This window comes from Haloterrigena salina JCM 13891, assembly GCF_000337495.1.
Lineage (GTDB): Archaea > Halobacteriota > Halobacteria > Halobacteriales > Natrialbaceae > Haloterrigena > Haloterrigena salina.
Genome location: NZ_AOIS01000031.1, coordinates 25515 through 50740 on the forward strand (window position 1 = coordinate 25515; position 25226 = coordinate 50740).

The 25226-nt window shown below is 64.9% G+C and carries 19 protein-coding genes and 1 pseudogene; 7 read left to right on the forward strand and 13 right to left on the reverse strand.

From position 1 onward, the window contains the following. Window positions 1-17: 17 nt before the first annotated feature. The 5 genes from C477_RS08860 to C477_RS08875 form a co-directional block, all read right to left on the reverse strand. A complete protein-coding gene (locus C477_RS08860) occupies window positions 18-971 on the reverse strand; it encodes an NAD-dependent epimerase/dehydratase family protein (protein ID WP_008894132.1) in 954 nt (317 codons plus the stop codon). Continuing rightward, window positions 968-1978 carry a sugar nucleotidyltransferase gene (locus C477_RS08865; protein WP_008894133.1) on the reverse strand — a complete coding sequence of 337 codons (1011 nt, stop codon included), beginning with the start codon at window positions 1976-1978 and terminating at the stop codon, window positions 968-970. The genes C477_RS08860 and C477_RS08865 overlap by 4 nt, the downstream gene beginning before the upstream one ends. An 85-nt stretch (window positions 1979-2063) precedes the next feature. Then, the gene (locus C477_RS08870) at window positions 2064-3206 is read right to left on the reverse strand and encodes a glycosyltransferase (protein ID WP_049914442.1); all 1143 of its coding nucleotides are present in this window, start codon (window positions 3204-3206) and stop codon (window positions 2064-2066) included. 269 nt (window positions 3207-3475) lie between these two features. Next, window positions 3476-3649: an HVO_A0556 family zinc finger protein gene (locus C477_RS24815; protein ID WP_338032986.1), complete on the reverse strand. Its 174-nt coding sequence runs from the start codon at window positions 3647-3649 to the stop codon at window positions 3476-3478. 133 nt (window positions 3650-3782) lie between these two features. Next, window positions 3783-4037: a hypothetical protein gene (locus tag C477_RS08875; RefSeq protein WP_008894135.1), complete on the reverse strand. Its 255-nt coding sequence runs from the start codon at window positions 4035-4037 to the stop codon at window positions 3783-3785. Between the two features lie 175 nt (window positions 4038-4212). Here C477_RS08875 and aglF point away from each other — a divergent pair. Beyond that, window positions 4213-4962 (forward strand): annotated as a pseudogene (gene aglF / locus C477_RS08880) (UTP--glucose-1-phosphate uridylyltransferase AglF). Between the two features lie 263 nt (window positions 4963-5225). Here the strand turns inward: aglF and C477_RS08885 are convergent. Beyond that, window positions 5226-5771, reverse strand: coding sequence for a CDP-2,3-bis-(O-geranylgeranyl)-sn-glycerol synthase (locus tag C477_RS08885; RefSeq protein WP_008894136.1), 546 nt, complete (start codon window positions 5769-5771; stop codon window positions 5226-5228). Between the two features lie 222 nt (window positions 5772-5993). Here C477_RS08885 and C477_RS08890 point away from each other — a divergent pair, with 222 nt between their 5' ends. The 3 genes from C477_RS08890 (at window position 5994) to C477_RS08900 (ending at window position 9530) form a co-directional block, all read left to right on the forward strand. Further along, complete coding sequence (locus C477_RS08890) at window positions 5994-7172, forward strand: M24 family metallopeptidase (protein ID WP_008894137.1); 1179 nt, start codon at window positions 5994-5996, stop codon at window positions 7170-7172. Between the two features lie 63 nt (window positions 7173-7235). Beyond that, window positions 7236-8525: a glutamate dehydrogenase GdhB gene (gdhB, locus tag C477_RS08895; RefSeq protein WP_008894138.1), complete on the forward strand. Its 1290-nt coding sequence runs from the start codon at window positions 7236-7238 to the stop codon at window positions 8523-8525. 672 nt (window positions 8526-9197) lie between these two features. Continuing rightward, entirely contained in the window at window positions 9198-9530 is a 333-nt protein-coding gene (locus tag C477_RS08900; RefSeq protein WP_008894139.1) for a hypothetical protein, read from the forward strand. A 42-nt stretch (window positions 9531-9572) separates the two neighbouring features. On the opposite strand, the gene C477_RS08905 is transcribed toward C477_RS08900, so the two are convergent. Beyond that, window positions 9573-12746 (reverse strand): FAD-binding and (Fe-S)-binding domain-containing protein, encoded by a 3174-nt coding sequence (locus C477_RS08905; protein WP_008894140.1) that lies wholly within the window; start codon window positions 12744-12746, stop codon window positions 9573-9575. 7 nt (window positions 12747-12753) lie between these two features. Beyond that, the gene (locus C477_RS08910) at window positions 12754-13731 is read right to left on the reverse strand and encodes an NAD(P)-dependent oxidoreductase (RefSeq protein ID WP_049914443.1); all 978 of its coding nucleotides are present in this window, start codon (window positions 13729-13731) and stop codon (window positions 12754-12756) included. A 148-nt stretch (window positions 13732-13879) separates the two neighbouring features. Here C477_RS08910 and C477_RS08915 point away from each other — a divergent pair, with 148 nt between their 5' ends. The 3 genes from C477_RS08915 to C477_RS08925 all read left to right on the forward strand — a co-directional run bounded on the left by C477_RS08915 (window position 13880) and on the right by C477_RS08925 (window position 18844). Further along, window positions 13880-15265, forward strand: a complete 1386-nt coding sequence (locus C477_RS08915; protein ID WP_008894142.1) for an amidohydrolase — start codon at window positions 13880-13882, stop codon at window positions 15263-15265. After that, window positions 15262-16512 carry a threonine ammonia-lyase gene (gene ilvA / locus C477_RS08920; RefSeq protein WP_008894143.1) on the forward strand — a complete coding sequence of 417 codons (1251 nt, stop codon included), beginning with the start codon at window positions 15262-15264 and terminating at the stop codon, window positions 16510-16512. The genes C477_RS08915 and ilvA overlap by 4 nt, the downstream gene beginning before the upstream one ends. Window positions 16513-16816: 304 nt before the next feature. Further along, window positions 16817-18844 (forward strand): ATP-binding protein, encoded by a 2028-nt coding sequence (locus C477_RS08925; protein ID WP_008894144.1) that lies wholly within the window; start codon window positions 16817-16819, stop codon window positions 18842-18844. A gap of 151 nt (window positions 18845-18995) precedes the next feature. Here C477_RS08925 and C477_RS08930 read toward each other — a convergent pair whose 3' ends face one another. The 5 genes from C477_RS08930 to C477_RS08950 all read right to left on the reverse strand — a co-directional run bounded on the left by C477_RS08930 (window position 18996) and on the right by C477_RS08950 (window position 25198). Next, the gene (locus tag C477_RS08930) at window positions 18996-20360 is read right to left on the reverse strand and encodes an aminotransferase class III-fold pyridoxal phosphate-dependent enzyme (protein ID WP_008894145.1); all 1365 of its coding nucleotides are present in this window, start codon (window positions 20358-20360) and stop codon (window positions 18996-18998) included. Window positions 20361-20503: 143 nt separating this feature from the next. After that, window positions 20504-22141: a BCCT family transporter gene (locus C477_RS08935; protein ID WP_008894146.1), complete on the reverse strand. Its 1638-nt coding sequence runs from the start codon at window positions 22139-22141 to the stop codon at window positions 20504-20506. Window positions 22142-22611: 470 nt separating this feature from the next. Continuing rightward, a complete protein-coding gene (locus tag C477_RS08940; RefSeq protein WP_008894147.1) occupies window positions 22612-23259 on the reverse strand; it encodes a hypothetical protein in 648 nt (215 codons plus the stop codon). 87 nt (window positions 23260-23346) lie between these two features. Continuing rightward, window positions 23347-24627 carry an amidohydrolase gene (locus C477_RS08945; protein WP_008894148.1) on the reverse strand — a complete coding sequence of 427 codons (1281 nt, stop codon included), beginning with the start codon at window positions 24625-24627 and terminating at the stop codon, window positions 23347-23349. Window positions 24628-24808: 181 nt separating this feature from the next. Further along, window positions 24809-25198 carry a Rid family detoxifying hydrolase gene (locus C477_RS08950; protein WP_008894149.1) on the reverse strand — a complete coding sequence of 130 codons (390 nt, stop codon included), beginning with the start codon at window positions 25196-25198 and terminating at the stop codon, window positions 24809-24811. Window positions 25199-25226: the final 28 nt, after the last annotated feature.

The window sequence follows — 25226 nt, forward strand, 5'->3', positions numbered from 1 at the left end:
GCGGTCTGACGGAGTTCCTAGACTCGCTTCCTGAACTCTTCGAGAGTGCGGCGAAGCCCCTCTTCGAGCGTGACCTTCGGCTCCCACTCAAGGAGTTCCTTCGCCTTTGTGATGTCTGGACGGCGCTGGGATGGATCGTCCTGAGGTAGTGACTCGTAGGTCAGTGCGGCGTCAGTTTCGACGACGTTGAGGACGCGGGCTGCCAGCGCTCGAATCTCGATTTCGTCCGTACTCCCGAGGTTGATGGCTTCGCCAGCAACTCGGTCGGGAGGCGCGTCCGCGACGGCAAGAATTCCACGCACCAGGTCCGAGACGTAACAGAAACTACGAGTCTGGGTTCCGTCGCCGTACACCGTCAGATCCTCATCAGTGAGGGCCTGCGTGAGGAAGTTCGGGATGACGCGCCCGTCGTCAGTGCGCATCCGTGGCCCGTACGTGTTGAATATCCTTACAGTCCGCACGTCGATTCCGTACTGTTGTTCGTAGGCGACGGCGAGCGCCTCGGAGAATCGCTTGCCTTCGTCGTAAGGTGCGCGTGGCCCGCGGATGTTGACGTTCCCATTGTACTGTTCGTGCTGGGGATGGACGTCTGGGTCACCGTAAATTTCACTGGTCGAGGCGAGAATCGCCTTCGCTTCGTGCTCCCGAGCCGCGTCAAGGATGTTTCGCGTCCCCTCGCTGTTCGTCAGAGCGATTTCGACGGCGTGGGAGGCAAAGTCCTCGGGACTCGCGCGCGAGGCGAAGTGGTAGAGTTCGTCGACGTCGGTAAACGCTGGAAGCGGGTCACAGATGTCGTGTTCCCGGACCTCGAGGTGGTCGCTCTCAACTGATGCGAGGTTCTCCGGTCGGCCGCTCCCGAAGTTGTCGAGGACCGTCACGCGCCGATTCGCATCTAGAAGGGATTCGGTGAGATGGCTCCCGACGAAACCGCCACCCCCGGTGACTACCGCGTGTGGTCTGTCCTTACTCATAGTTGAATCGAACTGTTGGCCCCAATGTCGAGATGATCCGGTTTGCCTCGTACTGTCGTGTTGTCCCCAACGATGCTGACTTCGAGATTCACGCCGAGTAGTTCCGCGTTCCGCCCGACGATACTGTCTCGGACGAGGCTATTCTCGACCTGCACACCGTCGTCGATGCTTACGTTCGGGCCGACCACGCTGTTCACGATTTCCACGCCCGCGCCAAAGTCGACAGGTGGAACGACGACAGATTCCTCAAGACCGTTTGACTGGTTCGTCTCGAGGCGGTTGAGGAGTACTCGATTCGCGTCCAGTAGCGTCTCGGGGCGGCCGCAGTCGTACCAGTTCTCGACGGTGAACGTCGTCAGGTCACAGTCCTGTTCAACCATCCGCTGGAAGGCGTCGGTGAGTTGATACTCGGCGTCAGCACCCCGGATATCCTCTTCGACGAGCATCTGCAGGGCGTCGAACAGCATCCCGGTGGCTTCAACGATGTAAATGCCACTGATTGCGAGATCCGAGATCGGTTCAGACGGCTTCTCGACGAGTTGTTCGATGGTGCCGCGGTCGTTCGTCCCAACGACGCCATAGTGCTCGGGGTTCTCGACTCGCTTGACGCCGATGCTCCCATCCGTCGGCCGACAGTCGTCGTGGGCATCAAGGAACTGCTTGTAGCCGTTCTCGAACAGCATGTCCCCGAGCGCGATTAACACCGGTTCGCCTCGGACGGCGGATTCAGCCTGGTAGATACTGTGTCCTAAGCCCTCTGCCCGTTCTTGTTCGACGAAGGTGAATTCGAAGGCGTCGCCGAACAATTCGGTGGCGTACTCGGTGATTTGGTCCTGCATCGACCCACCGACGACGATGACCACTTCCTCGATGGGGGTCTCGGCAAGCGAGGAGAGGATGTGGCCGAGAATCGGCTTCCCCGCCAACCGAACCATGGCCTTCGGTTTCGTGTGCGTGTGCGGGTAGAGGCGTGTCCCCTGTCCCGCCGCGGGAATGAGCGCCTTCATGCTCGCATCCTCGGATACCGTTCATTAAATACTCCCGGTTCCCTGCTATCCGATCCCTCGTCACACCGCGAGACTATCCCGCCTTTCATTCGAAGGCCTCCCGCAACTCAGCGTCCACGTCCCACGTCCCATCCGAATCCCCAACCAACAACTCCACACTCGCCCGCAGCAGCGACACCTGCGTGTCGAAAATCGAGTACAGCGCCTGCACCGGACCGAGCGCGTCTTTCTGTCCGAGGTACGCGAACGCGGTGACCGCAGCAGGCAACACCAGCCCACCTGTTCCGAACAGCGAGAGTGCTGCACCAGTCCCGACGACGAGCGTCGCCGCCAGCAGCCACGGGGAGATAATCATGAACCACCAGTTGAACGGGAGCACGACCTTGCCGTACTTCCCGTACTTCCCGAGCGCGTCACGGTGGTGAACCAACAACCGAATCAGCCCCATCCCACGCCTATCTTTCTGCTTGCGGCGCTTCACGAAGTCCGAGAAGCTGGCTTCCATGTACTGCACGGCAGGGTCGAAAATCACGCGGCCACCTTGCCGACGAATCTTCAACGCGAGCTCCGTGTCGTCGGCCAGCGAGTTCGGGTCGATTGGCAGCAGCGCGTCGTTCTCGAATGCGGAGAACGGCCCGTGGAAGATGAGCGTCGAGTCGAGGTGCGACTCCAACTGCTGGATGTGCGACTGCACGCCGCGATATCCGGACTCCACTTCACTGCCACCCAAGACTTCTACGTTCCGCCCAGTCACGGCCGCGATGTCGTCGTCTGCGAGATTGGCGGCGGCTTCCCGAAGGACATCGGGCGCGAGTTTGGAATCGCAGTCGGTCTTCACGACCATCTCGTTCGACGCGGCGGCGTACGCGTCGTTGAGCGCCGGCGCGAGGCCGCGGCGTTCGTCTTCCTCGAGCAACACCAACTCAGGGGCCTCGAGATCTGCGAAGTACTCCCGAATGATGTCGCGGGTTTCGTCGGTCGACGAGTCGACGACGACGAGCTCGATCTTCTCCATCGGATAGTCGAGTGCGAGTAAATCGTCGAGTTTCGTCTCGACGATCTGTGCTTCGTTGTACGTCGGGAGTACGATACTGACCGTCGGCTCCGCGGGCGTTTTCTCGGCGGGCGATCCCTGTGGCCGAATCCACGCGTAGAGTGTGAGATAGCAGAGGTAGGGAAGCGCCGTCACTGTGAGAAGAGAAACGGCAGCAATTGCAAGCAGGTTCATGGAGTTGCCGTTGACAGCGACGGATCAAAACTCCTTCGCTGTCGATATGGACGGGTTAATCCGTTATTATCCAGTCGATCTAGAAGTCCGACGGGGAGTAGTTGAGACGCCTGTCCGATTCCCGTTGAACTACTCGTTCCGTTCACCTCGGATACCGGCCCTGAGAGGCGTTCGTCAGGTGGGTGGTAATGCACAGAGCAGATAAGAGGGTCAGAGTCCCGCTATCATTAGTAGAGTCGATTTTTGTGGTGGCGAATGCCCCCCTCTAACTACTCCATATCCCAAATTTGCATCATCGGCGTCCTACATTGATCACAGACGACAGCGTCATTTCCCTTGTACTGCCCCCGTACGAGCGATCCCTCATCACAGAACGTACAGGAACGGTGCTCGAGTCGAGTAAGGAGGTCGGATCCCGAAAGTGACTGTCTAATCGTACTCATTTAGAGAGGAATTCATCATATGCATCAAGTACTTTTTGGCTATGTGATCTTTACAGACTCGAGAAACCGGGCTGTGGATCACGCCAAACTGTCATTCCAAATTCGTCGCAGATAGGCTCCCTCGAGAGTTACTTCATGACTCGAGTCGCTCCGTCGCCCATTTGGACAGTCGCGTCCACCCCGAGTCGCGCTCCGTGCGTTCGATGTAGCGCTCGAGGGTCAGCTCCGAATTCCGACGCCACTCGGTCGGGATCGCACCGGCGAGACCGTAGTCGTACTGCGTCTCGGGTTCCCGAAAGACGGTGTCGGTCGTTTCGTCGTAGTAGTCGAGATAGCCGTCTGCACGAATACCGATAAGTCGGAGTTCGGAGTCGTCGGTCGCGGTCATTTCGGACCACCGTTCCGTCGATTCTGTTCGAGGGATTCCATGAGCGTTGCCTCCTCACGAGTGTAGTCTGCCAAAGGTTTTCCAGAAGGATGGGTCCGAAAACAGTGTCTCTCCGAAGCTCCGTTCGCTCGATTACTCGAAGAAATATCCCCGCAGATGAGGAGTTCCTGATCGTATGCAAGCAGTCGTGCTGGCTGTGGGCAAGGGCGATCGCCTCCGGCCGCTGACCGACGACAAGCCGAAGGCGCTCGTCGAGGTCGACGGGACGCCGCACATCGAGGACGTCTTCGACAACCTCCTCGAGCTCGGCGTCACGAAATTAGTCGTCGTCGTCGGCTACCAGAAGGAACAGATCATCGAACGCTACGGCGACGAGTACGAGGGCATTCCCATCACCTACGCCCACCAGCGCGAGCAACTCGGCCTCGCACACGCCATCCTGCAGGCCGAGCCTCACGTCGACGACGATTTCGTCCTTATGCTCGGCGACAACGTCTTCCGCGCCAATCTCGCGGACTTCGTTAATCGCTAGCGGGAGGACCGCGCCGACGCCGCCTTTCTCGTCGAGGAGGTCCCCTACGAGGAGGCTTCCCGCTACGGCGTCCTCGACACCTACGAGTACGGCGAGATCGTCGAGGTCGTCGAGAAGCCCGACGATCCGCCGTCCAATATCGTCATGACCGGCTTCTACACGTTCACGCCGGCGATCTTCCACGCCTGTCACCTCGTCCAGCCCAGCGACCGCGGTGAGTACGAACTCCCCGACGCGATCGACCTGCTCATCCAATCGGGTCGAACCATCGACGCAATCCGCATGGACGGCTGGCGGGTCGACGTCGGCTATCCCGAGGACCGGGAGAAAGTCGAAGAACGATTACAGGAGCAAACCGACGCCGAGAGCGAGGCATTGACGACTGTCGAGTGAGAATGCAAATTTCGTTTCCGTCTCAAGGCTCGACGCGTTCGGATCACCGCTCGGTCGCTGGGGCTCGTGTGACTGGGACGGTCGGTGTCGTCGCACGAGCGCTCGAAGACGGACTCGATGCGACCGACGGGAAAGAGTTCGTCTACCGAATCGATAGTTACGGACTACACGCGACTGGGGAGCTCCGAGAGAAAGAGCTCAATCTCCTAGAAGAGCAGCTGAAACGTGGGAATTGTAGTAAAGCCTTCGAGTCCCGGACCGCCTCACCATGGTTCGTTCTTCAGACCCAGTTTGTACGCGATCATGTTCGTCGTGACGTGAAGGATCGGCGTCAGGATCACGACGACGGCGACGACCGCCCACGTGAAGACGTTAAAGAACCACTCCGGAGCCAACAGCGCGGTCAGGGGGAGCGAGACGACGACGAAGTCCAGTTGATCGAGGCCGGGGAACATCGCGCCGCGCTGGCGGCCGGTGCGTCGCTTCAGAAATGACGCGAGGATATCGCCGAGCATGGCCCCGCCGGCGAGTCCCAGCGCGGCGAGGGGTGCGAACTCGGGAACCTTCATGCCAGTCGCGTCGCTGACGCCGGGCGCGAGCACCGTCAGCAGACCCGCAAGCACGAGACCGGCGGTGATCCCGGCGGCGGTGCCCCGCCAGGTCTTCCCGTCGCCCAGCATGCGCTTGTCGCCCCACGTCCGGCCGCCGTCGATCGGTCGTCCGCCGCCGGCCAACACCGCGGCGTTGTTGGGAACGTAAGCGGGCAACATCGCCCAGAACGCGATCACGATTGTCTCGAGGATTGCCATATCCGCCGGAACGAACCCGGGTCTCTTAACCGCCGGTGGTTTGCAGCGAACGGGCGAGTCGACGAGTCCCTGCGGGTCCCGTGACGGCACGGCCCTTCACGGCCTCGTCAACGTGTCCCAAAATCGCTCCCGTTTTGCCCCATTCATGAACAGTATCCGTATCTACCATACACGAAAAACTTTTAGCACTCCTCGTCGAGCCTCTTCGTAGGTCCTGTTACCATGTCCCGAGATATTTTCGACGACGCCGAATACGAACGTCGGGTCTCCCGGACGAAAGAGCGATTGGGCGAGGAGGATCTCGACGCGATCGTCGTCTCTAATCCGGCCAACATGAACTACCTCACCGGCTACGACGGCTGGTCGTTCTACGTCCACCAGGCGGTCGTCGTCACGCCCGACCGCGACGAGCCGGTCTGGATCGGCCGCGACATGGACGGCGGCGGCGCTCGAGCGACCACGTCCCTCTCCGACGAGAGCATCCGCGCCTACAGCGACGACCACGTCCACTCGCCCCACGACCTCCATCCGATGGACTACGTCGCGGGCGTCCTCGAGGAACTCGACGTCGCGGACGGCCGCATCGGCCTCGAGATGGACGCCGCTTACTTCACCGCGAAGTCCTACACGCGCCTGCAGGAGAACCTCCCCGAGGCCGAGTTCGAGGACGCGACGCTGCTGGTCGGCTGGGTGCGAATCAAGAAGTCCGAACAGGAGCTCGAGTACATGCGCGAGGCCGCACGCATCTCCGAGAACGCGATGCAGGCGGGACTGGACGCCATCGAGGAGGGCGTCCCGGAGTACGAGGCCGCCAGGGAGATCTACGACGCCCTCATCGCGGGCACCGACGAGTACGGCGGGGATTACCCGTCGATCGTTCCGCTGATGCCATCCGGCGACCACACCGACACGCCCCACCTGACCTGGACCGACCGCGAGTTCGAGGACGGCGACCCGGTCATCATCGAACTCTCGGGCTGTCGCCACCGCTACCACTCGCCGCTGGCGCGGACGACCTTCGTCGGCGATCCGCCCGCCGAACTCGAGGAGACCGCCGACATCGTCGTCGAGGGGATCGAGGCCGCACTCGACGCCGTCGAACCGGGCGTCACCTGCGAGTCGGTCGAGAAGGCCTGGCGCGAGACGATCGCCCAGTACGGCCTCGAGAAGGAGGACCGCATCGGCTACTCGATGGGGCTGGGCTACCCGCCGGACTGGGGCGAACACACCGCCAGCATCCGCCCCGGCGACGAGACCGTCCTCGAGGAGGACATGACGTTCCACATGATTCCGGGCATCTGGACCGAGGCGGTCGGCATGGAGATCAGCGAGACGTTCCGCGTCACGAGCAACGGTGCGGAGACGCTGGCGGACTTCCCCCGGCAACTGTTCACGACCTAACCCGACCCACACCGACCATGGTACCGTCGACATACTACTGTCACCGATCTCACTAGCCGATAGATGACTACGACACCCCCAGAAGAGGCCGAGGCCGGATCGGACAACGCCCCAGCATCAGCGCTCGTCACGGCGCGCCGCCAACTCGAGCGGGCGGCGACCCACGTCGACGTCGATTCCGGCGTCGTCGAGCGATTAAAACACCCGACCAGGGTCCAGCAGGTCTCGGTGCCCCTCGAGCGCGAGGACGGCTCCGTCGACGTCTTCACCGGCTACCGGGCCCAACACGACGACGTTCGCGGCCCGTACAAGGGCGGCCTGCGCTTCCATCCCGAAGTCGACGCCGAGGAGTGCACCGGGCTCTCGATGTGGATGACTTGGAAGTGCGCCGTGATGGACATCCCCTTCGGCGGCGGGAAGGGCGGCGTCGCCGTCGACCCGAAGCAACTGACCGCGGACGAGACCGAACGGCTCACTCGCCGATTCGCCGAGGAACTGCGCGACGTCGTCGGGCCGACGAAGGACGTCCCCGCGCCGGACATGGGCACCGACGCCCAGACGATGGCCTGGTTCATGGACGCCTACTCGATGCAGCAAGGCGAGACCATCCCCGGCGTCGTCACCGGCAAACCGCCCGTCATCGGCGGCTCCTACGGCCGCGAGGAGGCGCCCGGTCGCTCGACCGCCATCGCCGCCCGCGAGGCAGTCAACTACTACGACCGCGACCTCGAGGAGACGACCGTCGCCGTGCAGGGCTTCGGTAGCGTCGGCGCGAACGCGGCGCGCCTGCTCGAGGACTGGGACGCGACCGTCGTCGCCGTGAGCGACGTGAACGGCGCGATCTACGATCCCGACGGGCTCGACACGCACGCGGTTCCGACCCACGAGGAGGAGCCCGAAGCCGTCCTCGAGCAGGACGCCCCCGAAACCCTCTCCAACGAGGCGATCCTCGAGCTCGACGTCGACGTGCTGATCCCCGCGGCCGTCGGCAACGTCATCACCGCGGACAACGCCGACGCGATCGACGCGGACATCGTCGTCGAAGGCGCCAACGGCCCGACCACGTTCGCCGCCGACGCCATCCTCGCGGAGCGCGACGTCCACGTCATCCCGGACATCCTCGCCAACGCCGGCGGCGTCACCGTGAGCTACTTCGAGTGGCTTCAGGACATCAACCGCCGGCAGTGGTCCCTCGAGCGCGTTAACGAGGAACTCGAGGAGCACATGCTCGAGGCGTGGGCCGACGTCCGCGAAGAGGTCGAAGAGAAGGACCTGACGTGGCGCGACGCCGCCTACGTCGTCGCGCTCTCGCGGATCGCCGAGGCGAAGGCGACGCGCGGACTCTGGCCGTAAGTCGTTCGCGTCGGGTTTTCGGATTCCGTTTCAATGCCGTATCGCGCACGATCCGCTTGCAGCCGCGTCTATCAGTAGACATCACTGAGCTCCCTGTCCCACTTCGGCTACACAACTCCGGATCGAAACGCCGACGTGCGGTGGCGCGCGCTGGGACGTGACGAACAGATCGTGAGTCTCGTCACAAAGTCGCGCGAGGGATGAGTGAGCGACTGCAGGGAGTGAACGAATCGGTTGGGGAGGATGTGGTAAACCCTCGCCGCCAGCCGTAGCAGAACATTTCGTTTTCACGTCCACGTTCGAACGACTCCGTTCAATAACTGAATAGCTGCTCGCAATATGTTGGGATAGAACTCCTGTCTTGCTACCGTGGCAACGGGGAGTACCACGACCTCCCCAGCCGATTCTCTCACTCCGTTCGCTCATCCACAGACAGAGCAAGCTCTGACAAGCCTTCGCTCGTGAAACTCGCGAAGACCTCGCACGGTTTCGGGACGCGATTCATCAACGACTCACTGCGTCCCAGCGCGCGCCACCCAGCATCGGATGGGTCGCCAGAAGCGATGGGGAGGGTTCCGTATGAACCAGACGAACGGTGATTCTACAACACGCCAGTTGTCATACGATTACCGCGAGCGAAAGCGTGATCAGTCCGATGGTTGAAACTTCGACATGGCCAGCCTCACTGGATACCTCACGAAGGGATTCGAACTCGCCGCCGCGGTCGGCACCCTCGAGGTCGCCCGCCAGACCGACCGAGGCGTCGACCGCGAGTACCTCGTGCTGGGCTTCAGCCTCGGCATGGCGTACCGAATCCTCGAGGGGGAGTACGTCGGCCGGTTCCGGGAACACCCGCTGCGATACCTGACCGTCCTGTCGCTGTGGCTCGCGATCACGCGGGCCGTCCTCCCGATGGACGACGAGTCGGGCAACTACTCGGTCGGGAGCGGCGTCGGCATCGGCTCGCTGGTCTTCGATGTCGTCGACCGAAAGCGGAAGTCGTAGCCAGCCGGAACTGTCCTCGAGTCCCCACGTCACTGACTCGAGTCACCTGACTACGGCCTCGAGCTTCTCGACCGGATGGGCCGGATAGTCGCCCTCGTGGCCCTCCAGTTGGGTTCGACAGGAGGCCCCGGGCGCGACGACTTCGTCGCCGTCGCTGTCGTCGACCTGTTCGAACAGGATCGAACCGATCTTCTGACTCAGCGAGTAGTGTTCGGCCTCGTAGCCGAAGCTCCCGGCCATTCCGCAGCAGCCCGAATCCAGAGCGTCGACCTCGTATCCGGCGGCCTCGAGGACGCTCGCGGCGTGACCGTCCTTCTTCGTCGCCTTCTGGTGGCAGTGGCCGTGGTAGGTCAGCCGCTCGCGGGCGGCCGACTCGTCGACACCGACCTCAGCGAGCAGATCGAACCGGTCGACGTACTCCATGACGCCGTAGGTGTTCGCCGCCACCCGCTCGACCTCGGGCCCGGAGAGCAGGTTCAGGTAGTCCGACTGGAGCATCACGGCGTCGGAGGGCTCGACGAGGACGACCTCCCAGCCGTTCTGGACGAACAGCTCGAGGGCGTCGACGTTCGTCCGCGCCCGCTCGCGGGAGAGATCGAGGAAGCCCTTCGAATGGGCCGGCCGCCCCGTCGACGTGACCGCGTTCGGGACCGTGACGTGCACGCCCGCGGCCTCGAGCACCCGAATCGCGGCCTTCCCGGCGTTGGGATGGTTGTAGTTCGTGTACGTGTCGGGGACGAGCACTACCCGGCGGCTGGCCGACTCGCGGGGCACCGTCGCACCGCCCCGCGATGTAAACCACTCCTCGAGGCTCTCGCTCGCGAACGTCGGCAGCTCTCGCTCGCGGGCGATCCCGACCGTCTTCTCGGCGATGGCACCCGACCCGGGAAGCGACGCCGCCCAGTTCGACAGCGGCGCGAGCGCGCTCCCGACGGCGTTCAGCCGGTCGACGTTCGCGAACAGCTTGTCGCGCAAGCCGGCGCCGTTCTTCTGGTGGGCAGCGTGCTCCACCTCGGCCTTGAGCTTCGCCATGTCGACCTCGCTCGGGCAGTCCCGCGCACAGCCCTTGCAGCCGACACAGAGGTCCATGATCTCCGCTAAGAACTCCTCGTCGACGGCGTCGGTCTCGAGGTCGCCGCTCATCGCCTGTCGGAGCATGTTCGCCCGCCCGCGGGTGCTCAGGCTCTCCTCCTCGGCGGCGCGGTAGGTCGGACACATTACGCCGCCGGTGGTCTCCTGCTCGCTCCGACAGCCGCCGCAGCCGTGACAGAGTTCGACCATCCCTTGGAAGCCGTTGTCGTTGTCCCACTCGAGTTCCGGCTCGAAGCCGGCCTCGAACTCGTAGTCCGGGTCGAACCGGAGCCGTTCGATCATGCGGTGATCGCCGCAGACGTTGCCCGGGTTCAGGAGCCAGTCGGGGTCGAACGCCGTCTTCAGCTCGCGGAAGAGTTCCCAGACGTCGTCGCCGTAGAGCTTGCGATTCCACTGGGTTCGAGCGCGGCCGTCACCGTGCTCGCCCGACACGCTCCCGCCGTACTCGACGACGAGGTCGGTCACGCCGTCGGCCAGCGACTCGAACGCCTCGAGGCCGGCCGTGCTCTTGGTGCTGACCAGCGGCCGCATGTGCATACAGCCGGGACCGGCGTGGGCGTAGAAGCTCGCGAACGTGTCGTACTCCTCGAGGACTTCCCGAAAGTCCGCCACGTAGTCCGCGAGATTCTCGGTCGGGACCGCGGTGTCCTCGATGAAGGAGATGTGCTTCTCGTCGGAGGTGCGAGAGAGCAGAATGGGCGCCGCGCTCTTGCGGAGCTTCCAGAGTTCGGCGATGCCCGCGGGGTCGTGGGCCTCGAGGGCGTCGAAGGCACGAACCGGCGCGGAGCTACCGGTCTCGGAACCGCTCGGATCCGGATCCGGCACTTCCCCGTCCGGCAGCCGATCGACCAGCAGCTCCGCGACCTGCTCGCGGCCGTGGTCGTCGTTCTCGGCGTAGAACTCCACGAGCAGCGCGGTCTCGGTGCCTTCGGGGAGTCGATCCGCGACGGCGGCGAACTCCTCGGTGTTCTCCGCGAGCTCGATTAAGACGTCGTCGATCGCCTCGACGGCCGCCGGGTCGTGATTTTTGACGATGGTGTCGACGTCGGCCATCGCCTCGAGCAGGTCGCGGTAGGTCAACAGCACCACCGAGGTGGTCTCGGGAACGGTCTCGAGCGAGACCGTCGCCTCGGTGACGACGCCGAGGGTCCCCTCGCTGCCGGCGAAGACGCGGGCGAGGTTGACCGTCGCGCCGGGGGCGGGTTCGGAGTCGGCGTCGATCGCGACCGACTCCGCGGCGTTCTCGTCGAAGGCCTCGGGCGTCCCGTAGGCCTCCGCGACCAGCCGGTCGAGGTTGTAGCCCGAGACGTTGCGCTTCAGTCGCGGGAAGACCTCGCCGATCGCGGCGGCCTCCTCGTCGATCACGCGGCGCAGTGCCTCGTGGATTCGCTCGAGCAGGTTTCCGTCCGGATCGGCCCGCTCGCGAAGCTCCGCCACCGTCACCTCGCCGAAGCGCTCGACGGAGCCGTCGGCGAGGACGACCTCCACCTCCTCGACGTAGGCGTCGGTCTTCCCGTACTGCAGCGAGTGGGCGCCCGTCGAGTTGTTGCCGACGGCGCCGCCGACGGTGCTGCGGTTGCCCGCCGCGGGGTCGGGCGCGAACTTCAGTCCGTGGGACTCGAGGGCGCCGTTCAGGTCGGCGAGGACGGCTCCGCCCTGCACGGTCGCCCGCCGAGCGTCGGGATCGATCTCGAGGACGTCGCCCATGTGCGCCGTGAAATCGAGGACGACGGCCTCGTTGACCGCCTGGCCGGCGAGACTGGTGCCGCCGCCCCGCGGGAGCACCGGGATCCCGTGTTCGGCGCAGTAGCCGACGACGCTCGCGACGTCGTCGGTCGATCGCGGGAGGACGACGCCGACGGGCGTCATCTCGTAGGCGCTCGCGTCGGTCGCGTACAGCTGTCGGCTGTACTCGTCGAAGCGTACCTCGCCGTCGATCCGCTCGCGCAGCGCCGCCACGAGCGCGGGGCGGTCGACGTCGCCGCCGACGTAGTCGTAGTTGGCTCGCGGATCCGCCGCCGGGTCTCCCTCGCGGGGATCCGCCGGCGACCCGAGTCGCTTCTCGTCCGGAGTCGACGTCTGGTCGCTGTGGTCGGTCGTGGACTGCGTCTCTTCTGTGGCCATCGTGCTGTTAGCTCCCCTCGGGCTGATAGACGGCGTTCTCGAGGTCGTCTCCCTCGCCCGCCTCGAGCGCCCGGAGGTTGGTCGCGACGATGTCGGCCAGCCGATCCCAGTGTTTCGGCGTGTGGCCGCCCGTATGCGGCGTGATCAGGCAGTTCTCGAGGTCCCAGAGCTCGTGGTCGTTCGGCAGCGGTTCGGGGTCGGTGACGTCCAGCGCGGCCCCGCGGATCCCCTCGTACTGCAGCGCCGAGACGAGCGCGTCGGTGTCGACGATGCCGCCGCGGGCCGCGTTGACGAGCACGGCCTCGGGCGGCAGCGTCGCCAGCGCGTCCTCGTCGACGAGATTGCGGGTCAGATCGTTCAGCGGGCAGGCGAGGACGACGTAGTCGCTGCGCGAGAAGGCCTCGTGGACGTCGTCCTCGTCGAAGCCCAGCACCTCGTCCGTCGGACCGCCCTTCTCGGGGGTGTACCGGATCCCGATCGTCTCGACCTCGAACCCCTCGAGGCGCTGGACGACCGCCTGGCCGATCGAGCCGAGGCCGACGACCGTGACCGTGCTGTCGGTGAATTCGTGGGACTGGAAGTGACGCCACTCGCCGTTCTCCTTGCGGCGCCAGCCCTCGTGGAGGTTCCGCGCGAAGACGAGCATGTTGGCGATCGTCTGCTCGGCGATGCCGGGCGCGTGGATCCCGCCCGCGTTCGTGACGGCGACGCCGTGATCTGCCAGCGCGTCCATCGGCACGTGGTCGGTGCCGGCGAACGTGCAGGCGAACAGCTCGAGGCGGTCGGCCTCGGCGAGCAGGTCCTCGTCGATCGTGATTCCGGTCACGACCCGCGCCTGCGGGACGCGCTCGCGCTCTTCCTTCGGCGTCCGCGCGAGCGCGACGGCGTGTTCAGGCAACCGCTCGCGGAGGGTCTCGGCGTACGATTCCATCGACAGCCCTTCCGTTCCCTCTCTCAGAACGACGATGTCTGGATTCGTTCTCATAGTGGTGAGTGTGCGCGCCACACCGGCGCGTCGCCGCTGCAGCGCAACTATACGTGATGGTTGTCAGCGATTCTCTTATCCCTTTTGTGTAGCCGACGTCAACACTGATTGTGTATAATTAAGTCGTTGGAGCGCGTCAGTGTCTCGCATGACCGAGCCGATACGGGACCGCCTCGTCAGCCTCCGCCGGAGCCTGCACCGCCACCCCGAACCCGCGTGGCGCGAGTTCTCCACCACGGCCCGCCTCGTCGAGGAGATCCGGGCGATCGGCGTCGACGAACTCGCCGTCGGACCGGACGCCTACGACCCCGCCGACCGGATGGCCGTCACCGACGACGACGAACTCGAGCCCTGGCTCGAGCGGGCCCGCGAGCGCGGCGCGGACCCGGCCCTCTTAGAGCGGATGACCGGCGGCAACACCGGCGCCGTCGCGGTGCTCAAGCGCGGCGAGGGGCCATCGATCGGGCTGCGCGTCGACATCGACGGGCTGTTCATCGAGGAATCGACCAGTCCGGACCACGACCCCGCAGACGAGGGCTTTCGCTCCGAAATCGAGGGGACGATGCACGCCTGCGGCCACGACGCCCACATGACCTGGGGGCTGGCCGTCCTCGAGGCGATCGCCGAGAGCGACTTCTCGGGCCGCTTCGTGGTCTTCTTCCAGCCCGCCGAGGAGACCGGCGGCGGCGGGTGTCCGATGGCGAAGAGCGAGTTCGCGGACGGACTGGACTACCTGCTGGCGGTCCACGTCGGCCTCGATCACCCGACGGGCGAAGTGGTCGCGGGGATCGAGAAGCCGCTGGCGATGTGCCACGTCGATCTGACGATCGAGGGGACCTCCGCCCACGCGGGGAAGGCGCCCAACGAGGGCGACAACGCGATGCACGCGATGGGGACGACGATCGAGAACGCCTACGGCATCCCCCGCCACAGCGACGGGATGACCCGGGTGAACATCGGCAAGGCCGAGGCGGGGACGGCGAGCAACGTCATCGCCGAGCGCGCCCACATGGCGGCCGAGGCCCGCGGCGAGACGACCGAGCTGATGGAGTACACGAAGGACCGACTCGAGCGGACGGTGAAGAACGCGGCCCGGATGCACGGCTGTCGGGCCGAGTTCGACGTCGTCAGCGAGTCGCCCCGCGCCGACAGCGACCCCGAACTGCAGTCGCTGGTCAGCGAGGTGGCGGGCGAGGTGCGGGGGATCGATCACGTGATTCCGGCGGCCGACTTCGGCGCGAGCGAGGACGCGACGTTCCTGATGGACCGTGTCCAGCGCGACGGCGGGTTGGCGACGTACATGATCGTCGGCACCGACCACCCGACGAGCCACCACACGCCGACGTTCGACGTCGACGAGCGCAGTCTCGAGCACGGCGTCGAGGTGCTGGTCGGGACGATCGAGGAACTCGAGCGCCGGCATCCCGTTCCACACGTCGGGGACGGAGCGGACGTGGCGCACGGGGAAGGGAGGCCGATCGGGGAGAGCGGAGCGATCGGGGAGGACGGAGCGCTCGGGGAGGACGACGGATGAACGAGGCGAACGAGATCGACGAGGAACTGGTCACCCGCGAGGACGTTGAAGACGCCCGCGAGCGCATCGACGACGTCGTCCACCGGACCCCGCTCGATACGTCGCGAACGTTCGCCGAGATGGCGGGCGCGGCTTCGGTCGGGCTCAAACTCGAGAACGTCCAGCGGACGGGCTCGTTCAAGATCCGCGGCGCGTACAACAAGATGGCCCAACTCTCCGAGACGGATCGAGAGGCCGGCGTCATCTCCTCGAGCGCGGGTAACCACGCTCAGGGCGTGGCGCTCGCCGGCCAGTTGCTCGACATCGACACGACGATCGTCGTCCCCGAGGTGACGCCTGCAGCGAAGATCGAGGCCACTCGCGGCTACGGCGCCGAGGTCGTCGTCGAGGGCGACATCTACGAGCGCTCCTACGAGCACGCCATAGAGCGCGCCGCGGAAACGGGCGAGACGTTCGTCCATCCCTTCGACGACGAGGCGATCGTCGCCGGCCAGGGAACGATCGGTCTGGAGTTGCTAGAGCAGTATTCCGAGATCGACACCGTCCTCGTCGCGATCGGCGGCGGCGGGCTGATCTCGGGGATCGGAACCGTGCTGAAAGCTGCCGAGCACAACGTTCGGGTAATCGGCGTCCAGCCCGAGGGCGCGGCCCACGCCAAGCCGTCGCTCGAGGCCGGCGAGATCCGGGAACTCTCCGGCGTCGACACCGTCGCCGAGGGGATCGCCGACACGCGGATGCTCGAGACCACGTTCGCGATCGCCCGCGAGGTCGTCGACGACGTGGTCAGCGTGACTGATCGCGAGATCGCCGCCGCCGTGACGCTGCTCGCCGAGCGCGCGAAAACCGTCGCCGAGAGCGCGGGTGCGACCCCGCTGGCCGGCGCGCTGTCGGACGCGGTCGATCTCGAGGGTGAGCACGTCGGCGTCGTCATCTCCGGCGGGAACGTGAACCTCACCGAGCACGCCGAACTCACCCGGACCGGGCTCCACGAACTCGAGCGCTACGTCGAGGCCAGACTGGCCGTCGCGGGGTGGCCGACGAGGGTAAGCGAGGTGGTCGAAACGATCGAAGCCGAAGGCGCGGAACTGGACGTCTTAGAGCGCGCCCGGCGAACGTCGCTCGACGAGCCGAATCGGGTCCCCGTGACCGTCGGCCTCGAGGGCAGCGGCCCGGAGCATCTCGAGGGGGCTCTGGACGGGCTGAACTCGCTCGAGGGCGTTTCGGTGCTCGAGCGCTCGTTCGACTGATCGGTTCGGCGAGGGCTCGGGGAGAACAGTGTCGAAGAGCTGTGTCCTGTTATCGTGGCAACGGGGAATCGCCACGTCCTCCCCAACCGACTCGCTCACTTCGTTCGCTCGTCCCTCGCACGTTTCGGCGACCAGCCTCGCAAGTGCTCGGCTGGTCGCCAGCGCGCGCCACCGCATGGACGGTGTCTCATCACGAGAGATCGAAGAAACGGAAGCGGGAACGAGGACGGTAATCAGTCGCGACGAACCGTTCATCTGCGGTAACCGAGGGGCTTTGTAGCCCGCGCCGAAAGACGGGAGTAGAATGGGATCGCCCTCCTCGACCGACCCCGGGGTTCAGGCCCGAATCCGGCAGCAAGAGGTCATCGCGGAACTCGGACAGCGAGCGTTGGAGACGGACGACCTCGATCAGTTGATGCACGACGTCTCGGTCGCCGTCGCCGAGACGCTCGACAACGAGTACTGCAAGGTGCTCGAGCGGTTACCGGGCGGCGACGAAGTCTTCCTGCGACAGGGCGTCGGCTGGCGAGACGGTCTCGTCGGAGCGGTGACGGTGTCTACGGATCTCGATTCGCAGGCCGGCTACACGCTCATCAGCGAGGAACCGGTCATCGTCGACGACCTCCGCGAGGAGGAGCGTTTCTCCGGCCCTGAATTGCTCACGAACCACGACGTGGTCAGCGGCGTCAGCGTCATCATCGGTTCGGTCGAGGAGCCGTGGGGCGTGCTCGGCACGCATACGACCGACCGCAAGGAGTTCACCACGCACGAGGCCAATTTCGTGCAAAGCGCCGCGAATATCCTGGCGGCGGCGATCGAGCGCGCGAACAAGGAAGACCAGCTCCGCGAGCGCGAAGCCCAACTGAGCGTCGCGACCGACGCCGCGTCGATCGGACTCTGGCTGTGGGACGTCCAGGAAAACGTCTTCACCGCCGACGAGTTTCTCGCGGAAGCGTACGGAATGGATCCGGAGATCGTGACGACGGGCGCGCCGATCGAGGCGTTCTTCGAACCGGTCCCCGAGACCGACGAGGACGGAATTTGGGACCGACTCGACCGAGCGCTGGAGACGGGCGTGTTCAGCGCCGAATACCGCATCGAGAACGGCGACGGCGACGTCATGTGGATCGTCTCTCGCGGCGAGGTGGAGTACGACGCGAGCGGCGACCCGGTTCGGATGCACGGCGCCGTCACCGATATCACGGAGCGAAAGCGCCGCGAGCAGCAACTCAGGGAGAGAGAGGCGCGGTATCGGGACCTGTTCACCTCGATGTCCGAGGGGTACTGCGTCATCGAGCGGGTCGACACGCCGCCGGCGGAGCCGATCGATTTCCGCTATATCGAGGCGAATCCGGCGTTCGAAGAGCACACGGGACTGACCGACGTCGTCGGAAAGACGATCCGAGAACTGGTGCCGGAAGAGCGAGAGGAGTGGTTCGAGACCTACGATACCGTCGTGGAGACCGGCGACCCGGTCAGGTTCGAGCGCGAACTGACGACGCAGGGGCGGTTCCTCGAGTGCTACGCGTTTCCGGTCGGTGACGAAACGGACGCACAAGTGGGGGTTCTCTTCACGGACGTCACCGAACGAGTGGAGCGCGAACGGCGGCTGGAGGAGCTCGTCGAACGGCTAGAGACCTCGAACGAGCGCCTGGAGCAGTTCGCCTACGCTGCCAGCCACGACCTCCAGGAACCCCTGCGGATGGTCTCGAGTTACCTGCAACTCGTCGAGAGGCGGTACGGTGACGAGCTCGACGCCGAGGGGAGAGAGTTTCTCCAGTTCGCGGTCGACGGCGCTGACCGCATGCGCGAGATGATCGACGGCCTGCTCAAGTACTCTCGCGTCGAGACCGAGGGCGACCCCTTCGAACCGGTCGATCTGAACGCGGTCCTCGAGGACGTTCTCGACGATCTCCGACTTCGGTTCGAAGAGAGTAACGGTGAGGTGACTACCGAGTCCCTCCCGGCCGTCGAGGGCGACAGCGGGCAGTTACGACAGATCTTCCAGAATCTGCTGGACAATGCCATCGAGTACAGCGGAGACGGCCCGCCGCGCATTCACGTCTCCGCCGAACGCCGTTTCGAAAGCGGCGCCGAGTGGGAAATCTCGGTCAGCGACGACGGAATCGGCATCGATCCGGAGTACAGCGACCAGATCTTCGACGTCTTCCAGAGCTATCAGGAGGGGGAGGGGTACAACGGAACGGGGATCGGACTCGCGATCTGCGAGCGGATCGTCGAGCGCCACGGCGGCGAAATCTGGGTTACGAGCGAACCGGGCGAGGGCTCGACGTTTACGTTCACGCTGCCGGCGGCGAGCGACTTCGACTAGGGATCGAATCGACCGCGACTCCCAGGAACCGGCGACGGTCCGACGTCACAGGATTCGTTTATCGATCTCCTCGAGACGATCGGCGACCGCGCTCGAGACGGCCGCGAAAACGAAAATCGAAGTAGCGGTGACGCGAAACTCGGGGATCGTCTCAGTCGGCCACTTTCGCGCTCGGGCCGACGGCCTCGATGGCCTCGAGGAAGATGCCGATCCCCAGCTCGATCTCGCGTTCGGTCGAGTCCAGCGGCGGGAGCAGCCGAATCGTCTTCTTCCCGCACCCGAGGGTGAGCAGGCCGCGCTCGAGGGCAGCCTTGACCACGTCGGACCGACGCTCCGCCGTGTCGAACTCGACGGCGAGCATCAGGCCCTTGCCGCGGACGTCCTCGACGTACTCGGGTGCGTCGTCGCCCAGGAGTTCCGTGGCCTGTTCGCCGCGTCGGGTGGCGTTGTCGAGCAGATCGTACTCGTCGATGGCCTCGAGGGTGAACGCGCCCATCATCGACCCCAGCAGGTCGCCGCCGCCGAAGGTCGACCCCAGCCGGTTCTTTTCGTCGGGGAAGACCTCCGAGCGCGAGATCGTCGCGCCGACGCGAAGCGCCTTCGCGCTGGCGATGACGTCGGGTTCGATCGGGTAGTGATCGGACGCCCAGATCTCGCCGGTGCGGCCGACCCCGGACTGGATCTCGTCGACGACCAGCGGGATATCGTACTCGTCGGTGACGTCGGCGACCTCTCGCATGAACGCCTCGCTGGGGAACCGGTAGCCGCCGACGCCCTGGATGGGTTCGAGCGCGAGGAATGCGATCTCGTCGGGGTTGACGTGGCCGCCTTCCGGCGAGAGCATGTTCCGGAGCTGCGAGCTGCCGCCCGCGAAGAAGCCGCAGTCGCAGCTGTCGGCGTCGCAGCCGCGATCGGCGCAGAACGGGACCGTCTCGATCCCGCTGATCTCGGGGTAGTGGCGCGTGTAGACCTCCTTGGATTTCGTCAGCGAGAGGGTGCCGAGCGTGCGCCCGTGGAAGCTGCCCGCGAAGGAGATGCCGTACTTGGATGGAGCGCGATAGTCGTTCGTGATCTTCATCGCGTTCTCCATCGCCTCGGCGCCGGAGTTCGAGAGGAAGACCGTGTCCATCCCGTACTGACTCGAGACCTCGGTCAGCTTCTCCATGAGGTGACTCGAGCCGGGGAACTCGGCCTCCTCCGGGCTCGGGCCGGAGCCGAAGTACATGTCCTGGCCCGCGATCTTCATCGGTTCGACGAGATCGAACTCGCGGACCTTCTCGAGGACCTTCTCGTTGTTGTACCCCAGCGGTGCCGCACCGATGTGACAGGTGAAGTCGAGGAGGACGTTCCCGTCGACGTCGGTGACGAAGGGGCCGTCGGCCGCCCGCGTCACGTCCCAGACGAACTCGTGGGAGTACTCGCTGGGCGCGGAATACTCCTGGTGGAAGTCGACCCACTGCTGGGCGTTCGGGCCCGGAAGCGCGTCCGCGTCGGGTTCCGCGGTATCCCTATCCATACACAGTTTATGTATACCTCGTACATTAAATCTTGTTATCGGTTGGCGGGGAGTGCGGCGCGAACCGCGAGCGAATCGCCCGCGAAAATCGAACAACACGACGGCCGCCGCGGATCGATCGGCGCGGCGGAGGGCCGAAGCGGCTAGTCGTCGTCCGTTTCGACGGCACCGCCGGGACCGGACGGCGATTCCGTTTCCGGCTTCCTGCTCGAGCCGATGAGGACGGTTTCCTCCTGGAGTAACAGCCGACCCTCGGTCGAACTGAAGTGTTTGATCAGCCCGAGCATGGCGATAAAGCAGACGAACGCGAACGGCGCGCCGGTGATGATCGCTGCCGACTGCAGGGCGTCGACGCCGCCGAGGATCATGAGGATCGCGGCGGTCATCCCGAGGACCACGCCCCAGAAGATCCGGTTGATGTTCGAGGGGTGTGCTTTCCCGCCGGTCGTCATCATCGAGACGGCGAGCGTTGAGGAGTCGGCGGACGTGATGAAGAACGTCGTGACGAGGAACATGAACGCGATCATGAACACCGTCCCGAGCGGGAACGCGTCGAACATGATGAAGCCGGTCGTTTCGGCGCCGAGTTCGAACGCCATCACCTGACTGAAGTCGGCGACCCCGTTGTGTTGCATCCAGACGGCCGTTCCGCCAAGCGAAATGAACCACGGAATCGTCGCCGCTGAGGTCGCGACGATACCGGTGAACGCGACCTCGCGAACGCTTCGACCGCGGGAAATTCGCGCGATGAACAGTCCCGCGAACGGAGACCACGAGAGCGCCCACGCCCAGTAGAAGACGGTCCATGTGTTGGCCCACTCGGTGCCGCCTTCGACGCCGGCACCGGTAAAGAGGCTCATCGCGACGAAGTCGGTGATCATCCCGCCGATCGCCTGCGTTCCGAGCATGACGAGGAAGATCGACGGACCGAGAATGAAGGTCGCGAGCAGCAAGGCGACGAAGAGGATCATGTTGAAGTTCGAGAGCCGCCGGATCCCCTTATCGACCCCGAGCACCATCGACAGCGTGAACAGGAGCGTCATCGTCGTCACCACGAGGATGATCCCGGCGTTACCCAGGTCGATCCCCCACTGGTAGTTGAGGCCGCTGACGAACTGGCTCCCGATGAAGCCGAGCGACGTCGCGACGCCGCCGATCGTCGCGAAGACGGCGAGGATGTCGATGACCTTCGCGGCCGGCCCGTCCAGGTTCTCCTTCCCGAGGACCGGCGTGAGCGCCGAGGACACGCGGAGAGGGACGTTCTCGTAGTTGTACGCGAAGTACCCGATCGCGATCCCCATGATCGTGAACACGGCCAGCTGCGGCAGCGCCCAGTGGAAGAGCGTCTGCTGGATGGCCACGCTCATCGCCGCCCCGGACTGACTGCCGACGTCGAACAGCGGTGACGGGTTGTCGTAGTAGAACAGCGCCTCGGTCGGCCCCCAGAACACGACGCCCGCCGCGAAGCCTGCGGAGTACAACATCGCGAAGAACGAGAGGAAACTGTACTCGGGTGGATCGTCACCGAAGCGAAGCTTCCCCCACGGACTGACGATCAGGAACAACAGGAAGACGACGATCGCGAACACGATCGCCAGCAGTGCCCAGTTCAGGTACTCGAGCATCACGGTGTTGAGCGTCGAAATCGTGTTCTCGACGAGGCTCTGGTTGATGAAGAACGTCCCGATGACACCGACGGTCAACAACGCTCCGAACGCGAAGACGATCGGATCGATCTCCTCGAGGAACGTACCGACCGCCCCCTTCTCGGCGTCGCTCATCGTTTCCCCCCCGCGATCGACCGACAGCGTGCTGATTGAGCGTGCCTCCACCTGCCGATCGCCATGCTGTGTGATGGCATACCGGATCAATCTACTGCGTACACAATAAGTGTTCCTCACATTGCCAGAATATATACAAATTATGTTTATTAGACGATCGTTCGTGAAGATCGGGCCCGCTCTCGAGATTTTAGATATCCGTCCACCGATGCCGGAATTAGCGTATATTCGTTCCCTGAACGCTCTCAAAAATACCCTTCACGAGCCTCTGTCGGAGTAGCGGAGCGGATTCGAATCCCCGACCTGCAGAACAGCGGCGGGCGCAGAATTCGGCGCCGCGGTACGACGACCGCCGCCAGCGAGGACGTGCCGGCCGACGACCGGACAGACTCGAGGCGGCCGCACGATCGGTAGCCGATTCGGAGATGGGCGGCGTCGATCGGCCGGCGATCAACGGTGATCGTATTCAGTCAGTTCGTCAGTTCCTCGAGTTTCTCGTCGCGGGCCGCGGCGCTCTCGGCGACTCGCTCGGAGAACTCGTCGACCCGGTCCTTGATCTGTTCGCGGGCGGATTCGGGCGAGAACCCGTCTGACATCGTCAGCAGCCGGACGAACGCCCGGAGCTCCTCGTCGGTCAGCTGGGCGAACTCCTCGTTGTCGAGTTTCTCGACGACCTCGTCGACGTCGATCTGGCCGACCGGTTCGACGTTGAACTCGACGTTGACCATCCGGTAGTTCGAGCCCGCGAGCCGCTGTTCGGCCTTGCCGACGCCCTCGGAGAGCATGTCCTTGAACGGCGTGTGGTACCCCATCGTCCCGAGGTGCAGAAAGGCGAGCATGTCGGTGATCCCCTGCGTGTAGGCGTCCCGATCCTCGTCGTCGGGATCGAACACCGTCTCTCGGTCGCGCTCCTCCATGTACTCGAAGAGGATGCTGAAATCGAGGATCGCGTTGCGCACCCGCCGCCGGATACGATTTCGCTTCTGTTTCTTCGAGTGGTCCGTGTAGTCGGTCTTCCGACCGAGCAGGAAGTCGCGATCGGAGGGTGTGAGAATGCCGCGCGGTCGATCTGAGTCCGCCGCCGTCCGCAAGGACTCCGGCACGTCGTCCTGGCTCATACAGGACACACAGTCGGCCGCCGAATTAACGTTTCTGTTGCGAAGAACGTGATGCTGAACTCACAGGGCCGCGGCTCGAGGCGCCGTTCACACCGGCCGTTTCGAGAGTTCGATGGCGGTCTCGGCCAGCACCGAGACGCCGATCTCGAGGCTCGCCTCGTCGATGTCGAACGTCGGCGTGTGGTGGCTCGTCGGGTGATCGGTACCGACGAGCACGTACGACGCGAGGCCGCCGCCGTCCTGCACGCGATCCATGAGGTAGGTGACGTCCTCGCTGACGCCGAACTCCTCCGTCGGGACGATGCGCTCGACGCCATCGACCTCGCGGGCGACGCTCCCGACGAGATCGCGGAGGGCGGGGTGGCTGTCCGCCCGGGGCGACTCGCTGATGACTCGCGGCGTCACGTCGCAGTCGTGCATCTCCGCCGCCGCGTAGCAGACCCGCTCGAGCTCTGTCCGCATGTACTCCATCAGGCCGGTCGTCTCGCCGCGCACCTCGGCCTCGATCGTGACCTCTTCGGCGATGACGTTGCTCGCGGTGCCGCCCTCGATACGGCCGACGTTGACCCGAGTCATCCCGTCGCTGTGTCTGGGGATCCCGTACGCGTTCTGGATCGCGGTCGCGGCCGCCTGCATCGCGTTGCCGCCCTCGTTGGGCGCCTTCCCCGCGTGGGCGCTCGCGCCTTCGAAGGTCGCCGTCAGGTGGGCCATCGCCAGCGGCTTCTCGACGCCGGCGACGATCTCGCCGGTGGGGTGGTCGAGGCCGACGTGGACCGCCAGCAGGTAGTCGACGTCGTCGACGTAGCCGCCCTCGGCCATCGCCTTCCCGCCGCCCGAGATCTCCTCGGCGGGCTGGAAGAACACCTTTAGCGTCCCCGAAAACTCACTGTTCTGGACGGCTTCGATCGTCCCGAGGGCCATCGCGATGTGGGCGTCGTGACCGCAGGCGTGCATGTAGCCGTCGTGCTCCGAGCGAAAGCCCTCCGCCACCGGTCGGTGGTCGTCGGCCGACGACTCCGCCATCGAGATCGCGTCGAGATCGACTCGCAACCCCACGGTCGGCCCCTCGCCGCGGTCGACGACCGCGACGACGCCGGTGTGGCCCCCCGCGGTTCGCTCGAGGACGTCCTCGCGAACGCCCGCCTCGCGGGCCCGCTCGAGCCAGGGCTCGAGTTCGTCGTCGTCGGGGACGGCCATGCGGTCGTCGGTCGCCAGCGCCTCCCGCCCGACGGCGATCTCGTCGACGCCGAGTCGCTCGAGTTCGGCGACGACGCGGGCGGTCGTCTTGAACTCGCGCCACCCCGGTTCGGGGTGGCGGTGAAAGTCCCGGCGGAGATCGCGCAGTCTGGTTCGCACGTCGTAGGCCATTATTGCCGCATCTAGACGGCCGAACTACTTAATCGTAATCAATAATCGTATATATGCCACTCGCAGACGGTGTACGATAGCGAACCAAACCGGGTTCGACGGATCGTCTCGGCAGTTCTCTCCGCGAGCGGTCTCAACGTCCGATCGCTGCCGGCAGCGACGAGCGACGGACGCGACCGCCTCAGCCGACGTACGCCGTCGCGTCCATCTCGACGCGGACGTCCTCGGGGAGCCGCGAGACCGCCACGCAGACGCGGGCCGGCAGTTCGTCGCCGAACTGCGCACCGTAGGCCTCGTTGACCCGCTCGTAGTCCTCGAGATCGGTCAGGTAGACGGTCACCTTGACGACGTCCTCGAGACCGTTTCCGCCGGCCTCGTCGACCACGTTCTCGATGTTCTCGAGGACGCGGTCGGTCTGGGCTTCGATATCGCCGTCGACGGTCTCGCCCGTCTCGGGATCGACCGGGCCGTAGCCGGAGACGTAGCACGTGTCGCCGGCCACCACGCCCTGCGAGTAGGGGTTGTCGTTGCTGGGTGCGCCGTCGGTCTCGATGGGATCGGTGTCTGCCATGGTGTCTCGAGTGGGGTGGATCGGATTC

What these genes read in the sequence shown, in the direction of transcription:
- ilvA (WP_008894143.1), top strand. Translation starts at nt 15,262, where the DNA reads ATGAACGAGGCGAACGAGATCGACGAGGAACTGGTCACCCGCGAGGAC.
- C477_RS08915 (WP_008894142.1), top strand. Translation starts at nt 13,880, where the DNA reads ATGACCGAGCCGATACGGGACCGCCTCGTCAGCCTCCGCCGGAGCCTG.
- C477_RS08905 (WP_008894140.1), bottom strand. Translation starts at nt 12,746, where the DNA reads ATGGCCACAGAAGAGACGCAGTCCACGACCGACCACAGCGACCAGACG.
- C477_RS08940 (WP_008894147.1), bottom strand. Translation starts at nt 23,259, where the DNA reads ATGAGCCAGGACGACGTGCCGGAGTCCTTGCGGACGGCGGCGGACTCA.
- C477_RS08870 (WP_049914442.1), bottom strand. Translation starts at nt 3,206, where the DNA reads ATGAACCTGCTTGCAATTGCTGCCGTTTCTCTTCTCACAGTGACGGCG.
- C477_RS08945 (WP_008894148.1), bottom strand. Translation starts at nt 24,627, where the DNA reads ATGGCCTACGACGTGCGAACCAGACTGCGCGATCTCCGCCGGGACTTT.
- C477_RS08900 (WP_008894139.1), top strand. Translation starts at nt 9,198, where the DNA reads ATGGCCAGCCTCACTGGATACCTCACGAAGGGATTCGAACTCGCCGCC.
- C477_RS08910 (WP_049914443.1), bottom strand. Translation starts at nt 13,731, where the DNA reads ATGAGAACGAATCCAGACATCGTCGTTCTGAGAGAGGGAACGGAAGGG.
- C477_RS08890 (WP_008894137.1), top strand. Translation starts at nt 5,994, where the DNA reads ATGTCCCGAGATATTTTCGACGACGCCGAATACGAACGTCGGGTCTCC.
- C477_RS08950 (WP_008894149.1), bottom strand. Translation starts at nt 25,198, where the DNA reads ATGGCAGACACCGATCCCATCGAGACCGACGGCGCACCCAGCAACGAC.
- gdhB (WP_008894138.1), top strand. Translation starts at nt 7,236, where the DNA reads ATGACTACGACACCCCCAGAAGAGGCCGAGGCCGGATCGGACAACGCC.
- C477_RS08865 (WP_008894133.1), bottom strand. Translation starts at nt 1,978, where the DNA reads ATGAAGGCGCTCATTCCCGCGGCGGGACAGGGGACACGCCTCTACCCG.
- C477_RS08935 (WP_008894146.1), bottom strand. Translation starts at nt 22,141, where the DNA reads ATGAGCGACGCCGAGAAGGGGGCGGTCGGTACGTTCCTCGAGGAGATC.
- C477_RS24815 (WP_338032986.1), bottom strand. Translation starts at nt 3,649, where the DNA reads ATGAGTACGATTAGACAGTCACTTTCGGGATCCGACCTCCTTACTCGA.
- C477_RS08885 (WP_008894136.1), bottom strand. Translation starts at nt 5,771, where the DNA reads ATGGCAATCCTCGAGACAATCGTGATCGCGTTCTGGGCGATGTTGCCC.
- C477_RS08925 (WP_008894144.1), top strand. Translation starts at nt 16,817, where the DNA reads ATGGGATCGCCCTCCTCGACCGACCCCGGGGTTCAGGCCCGAATCCGG.
- C477_RS08930 (WP_008894145.1), bottom strand. Translation starts at nt 20,360, where the DNA reads ATGGATAGGGATACCGCGGAACCCGACGCGGACGCGCTTCCGGGCCCG.
- C477_RS08875 (WP_008894135.1), bottom strand. Translation starts at nt 4,037, where the DNA reads ATGACCGCGACCGACGACTCCGAACTCCGACTTATCGGTATTCGTGCA.
- C477_RS08860 (WP_008894132.1), bottom strand. Translation starts at nt 971, where the DNA reads ATGAGTAAGGACAGACCACACGCGGTAGTCACCGGGGGTGGCGGTTTC.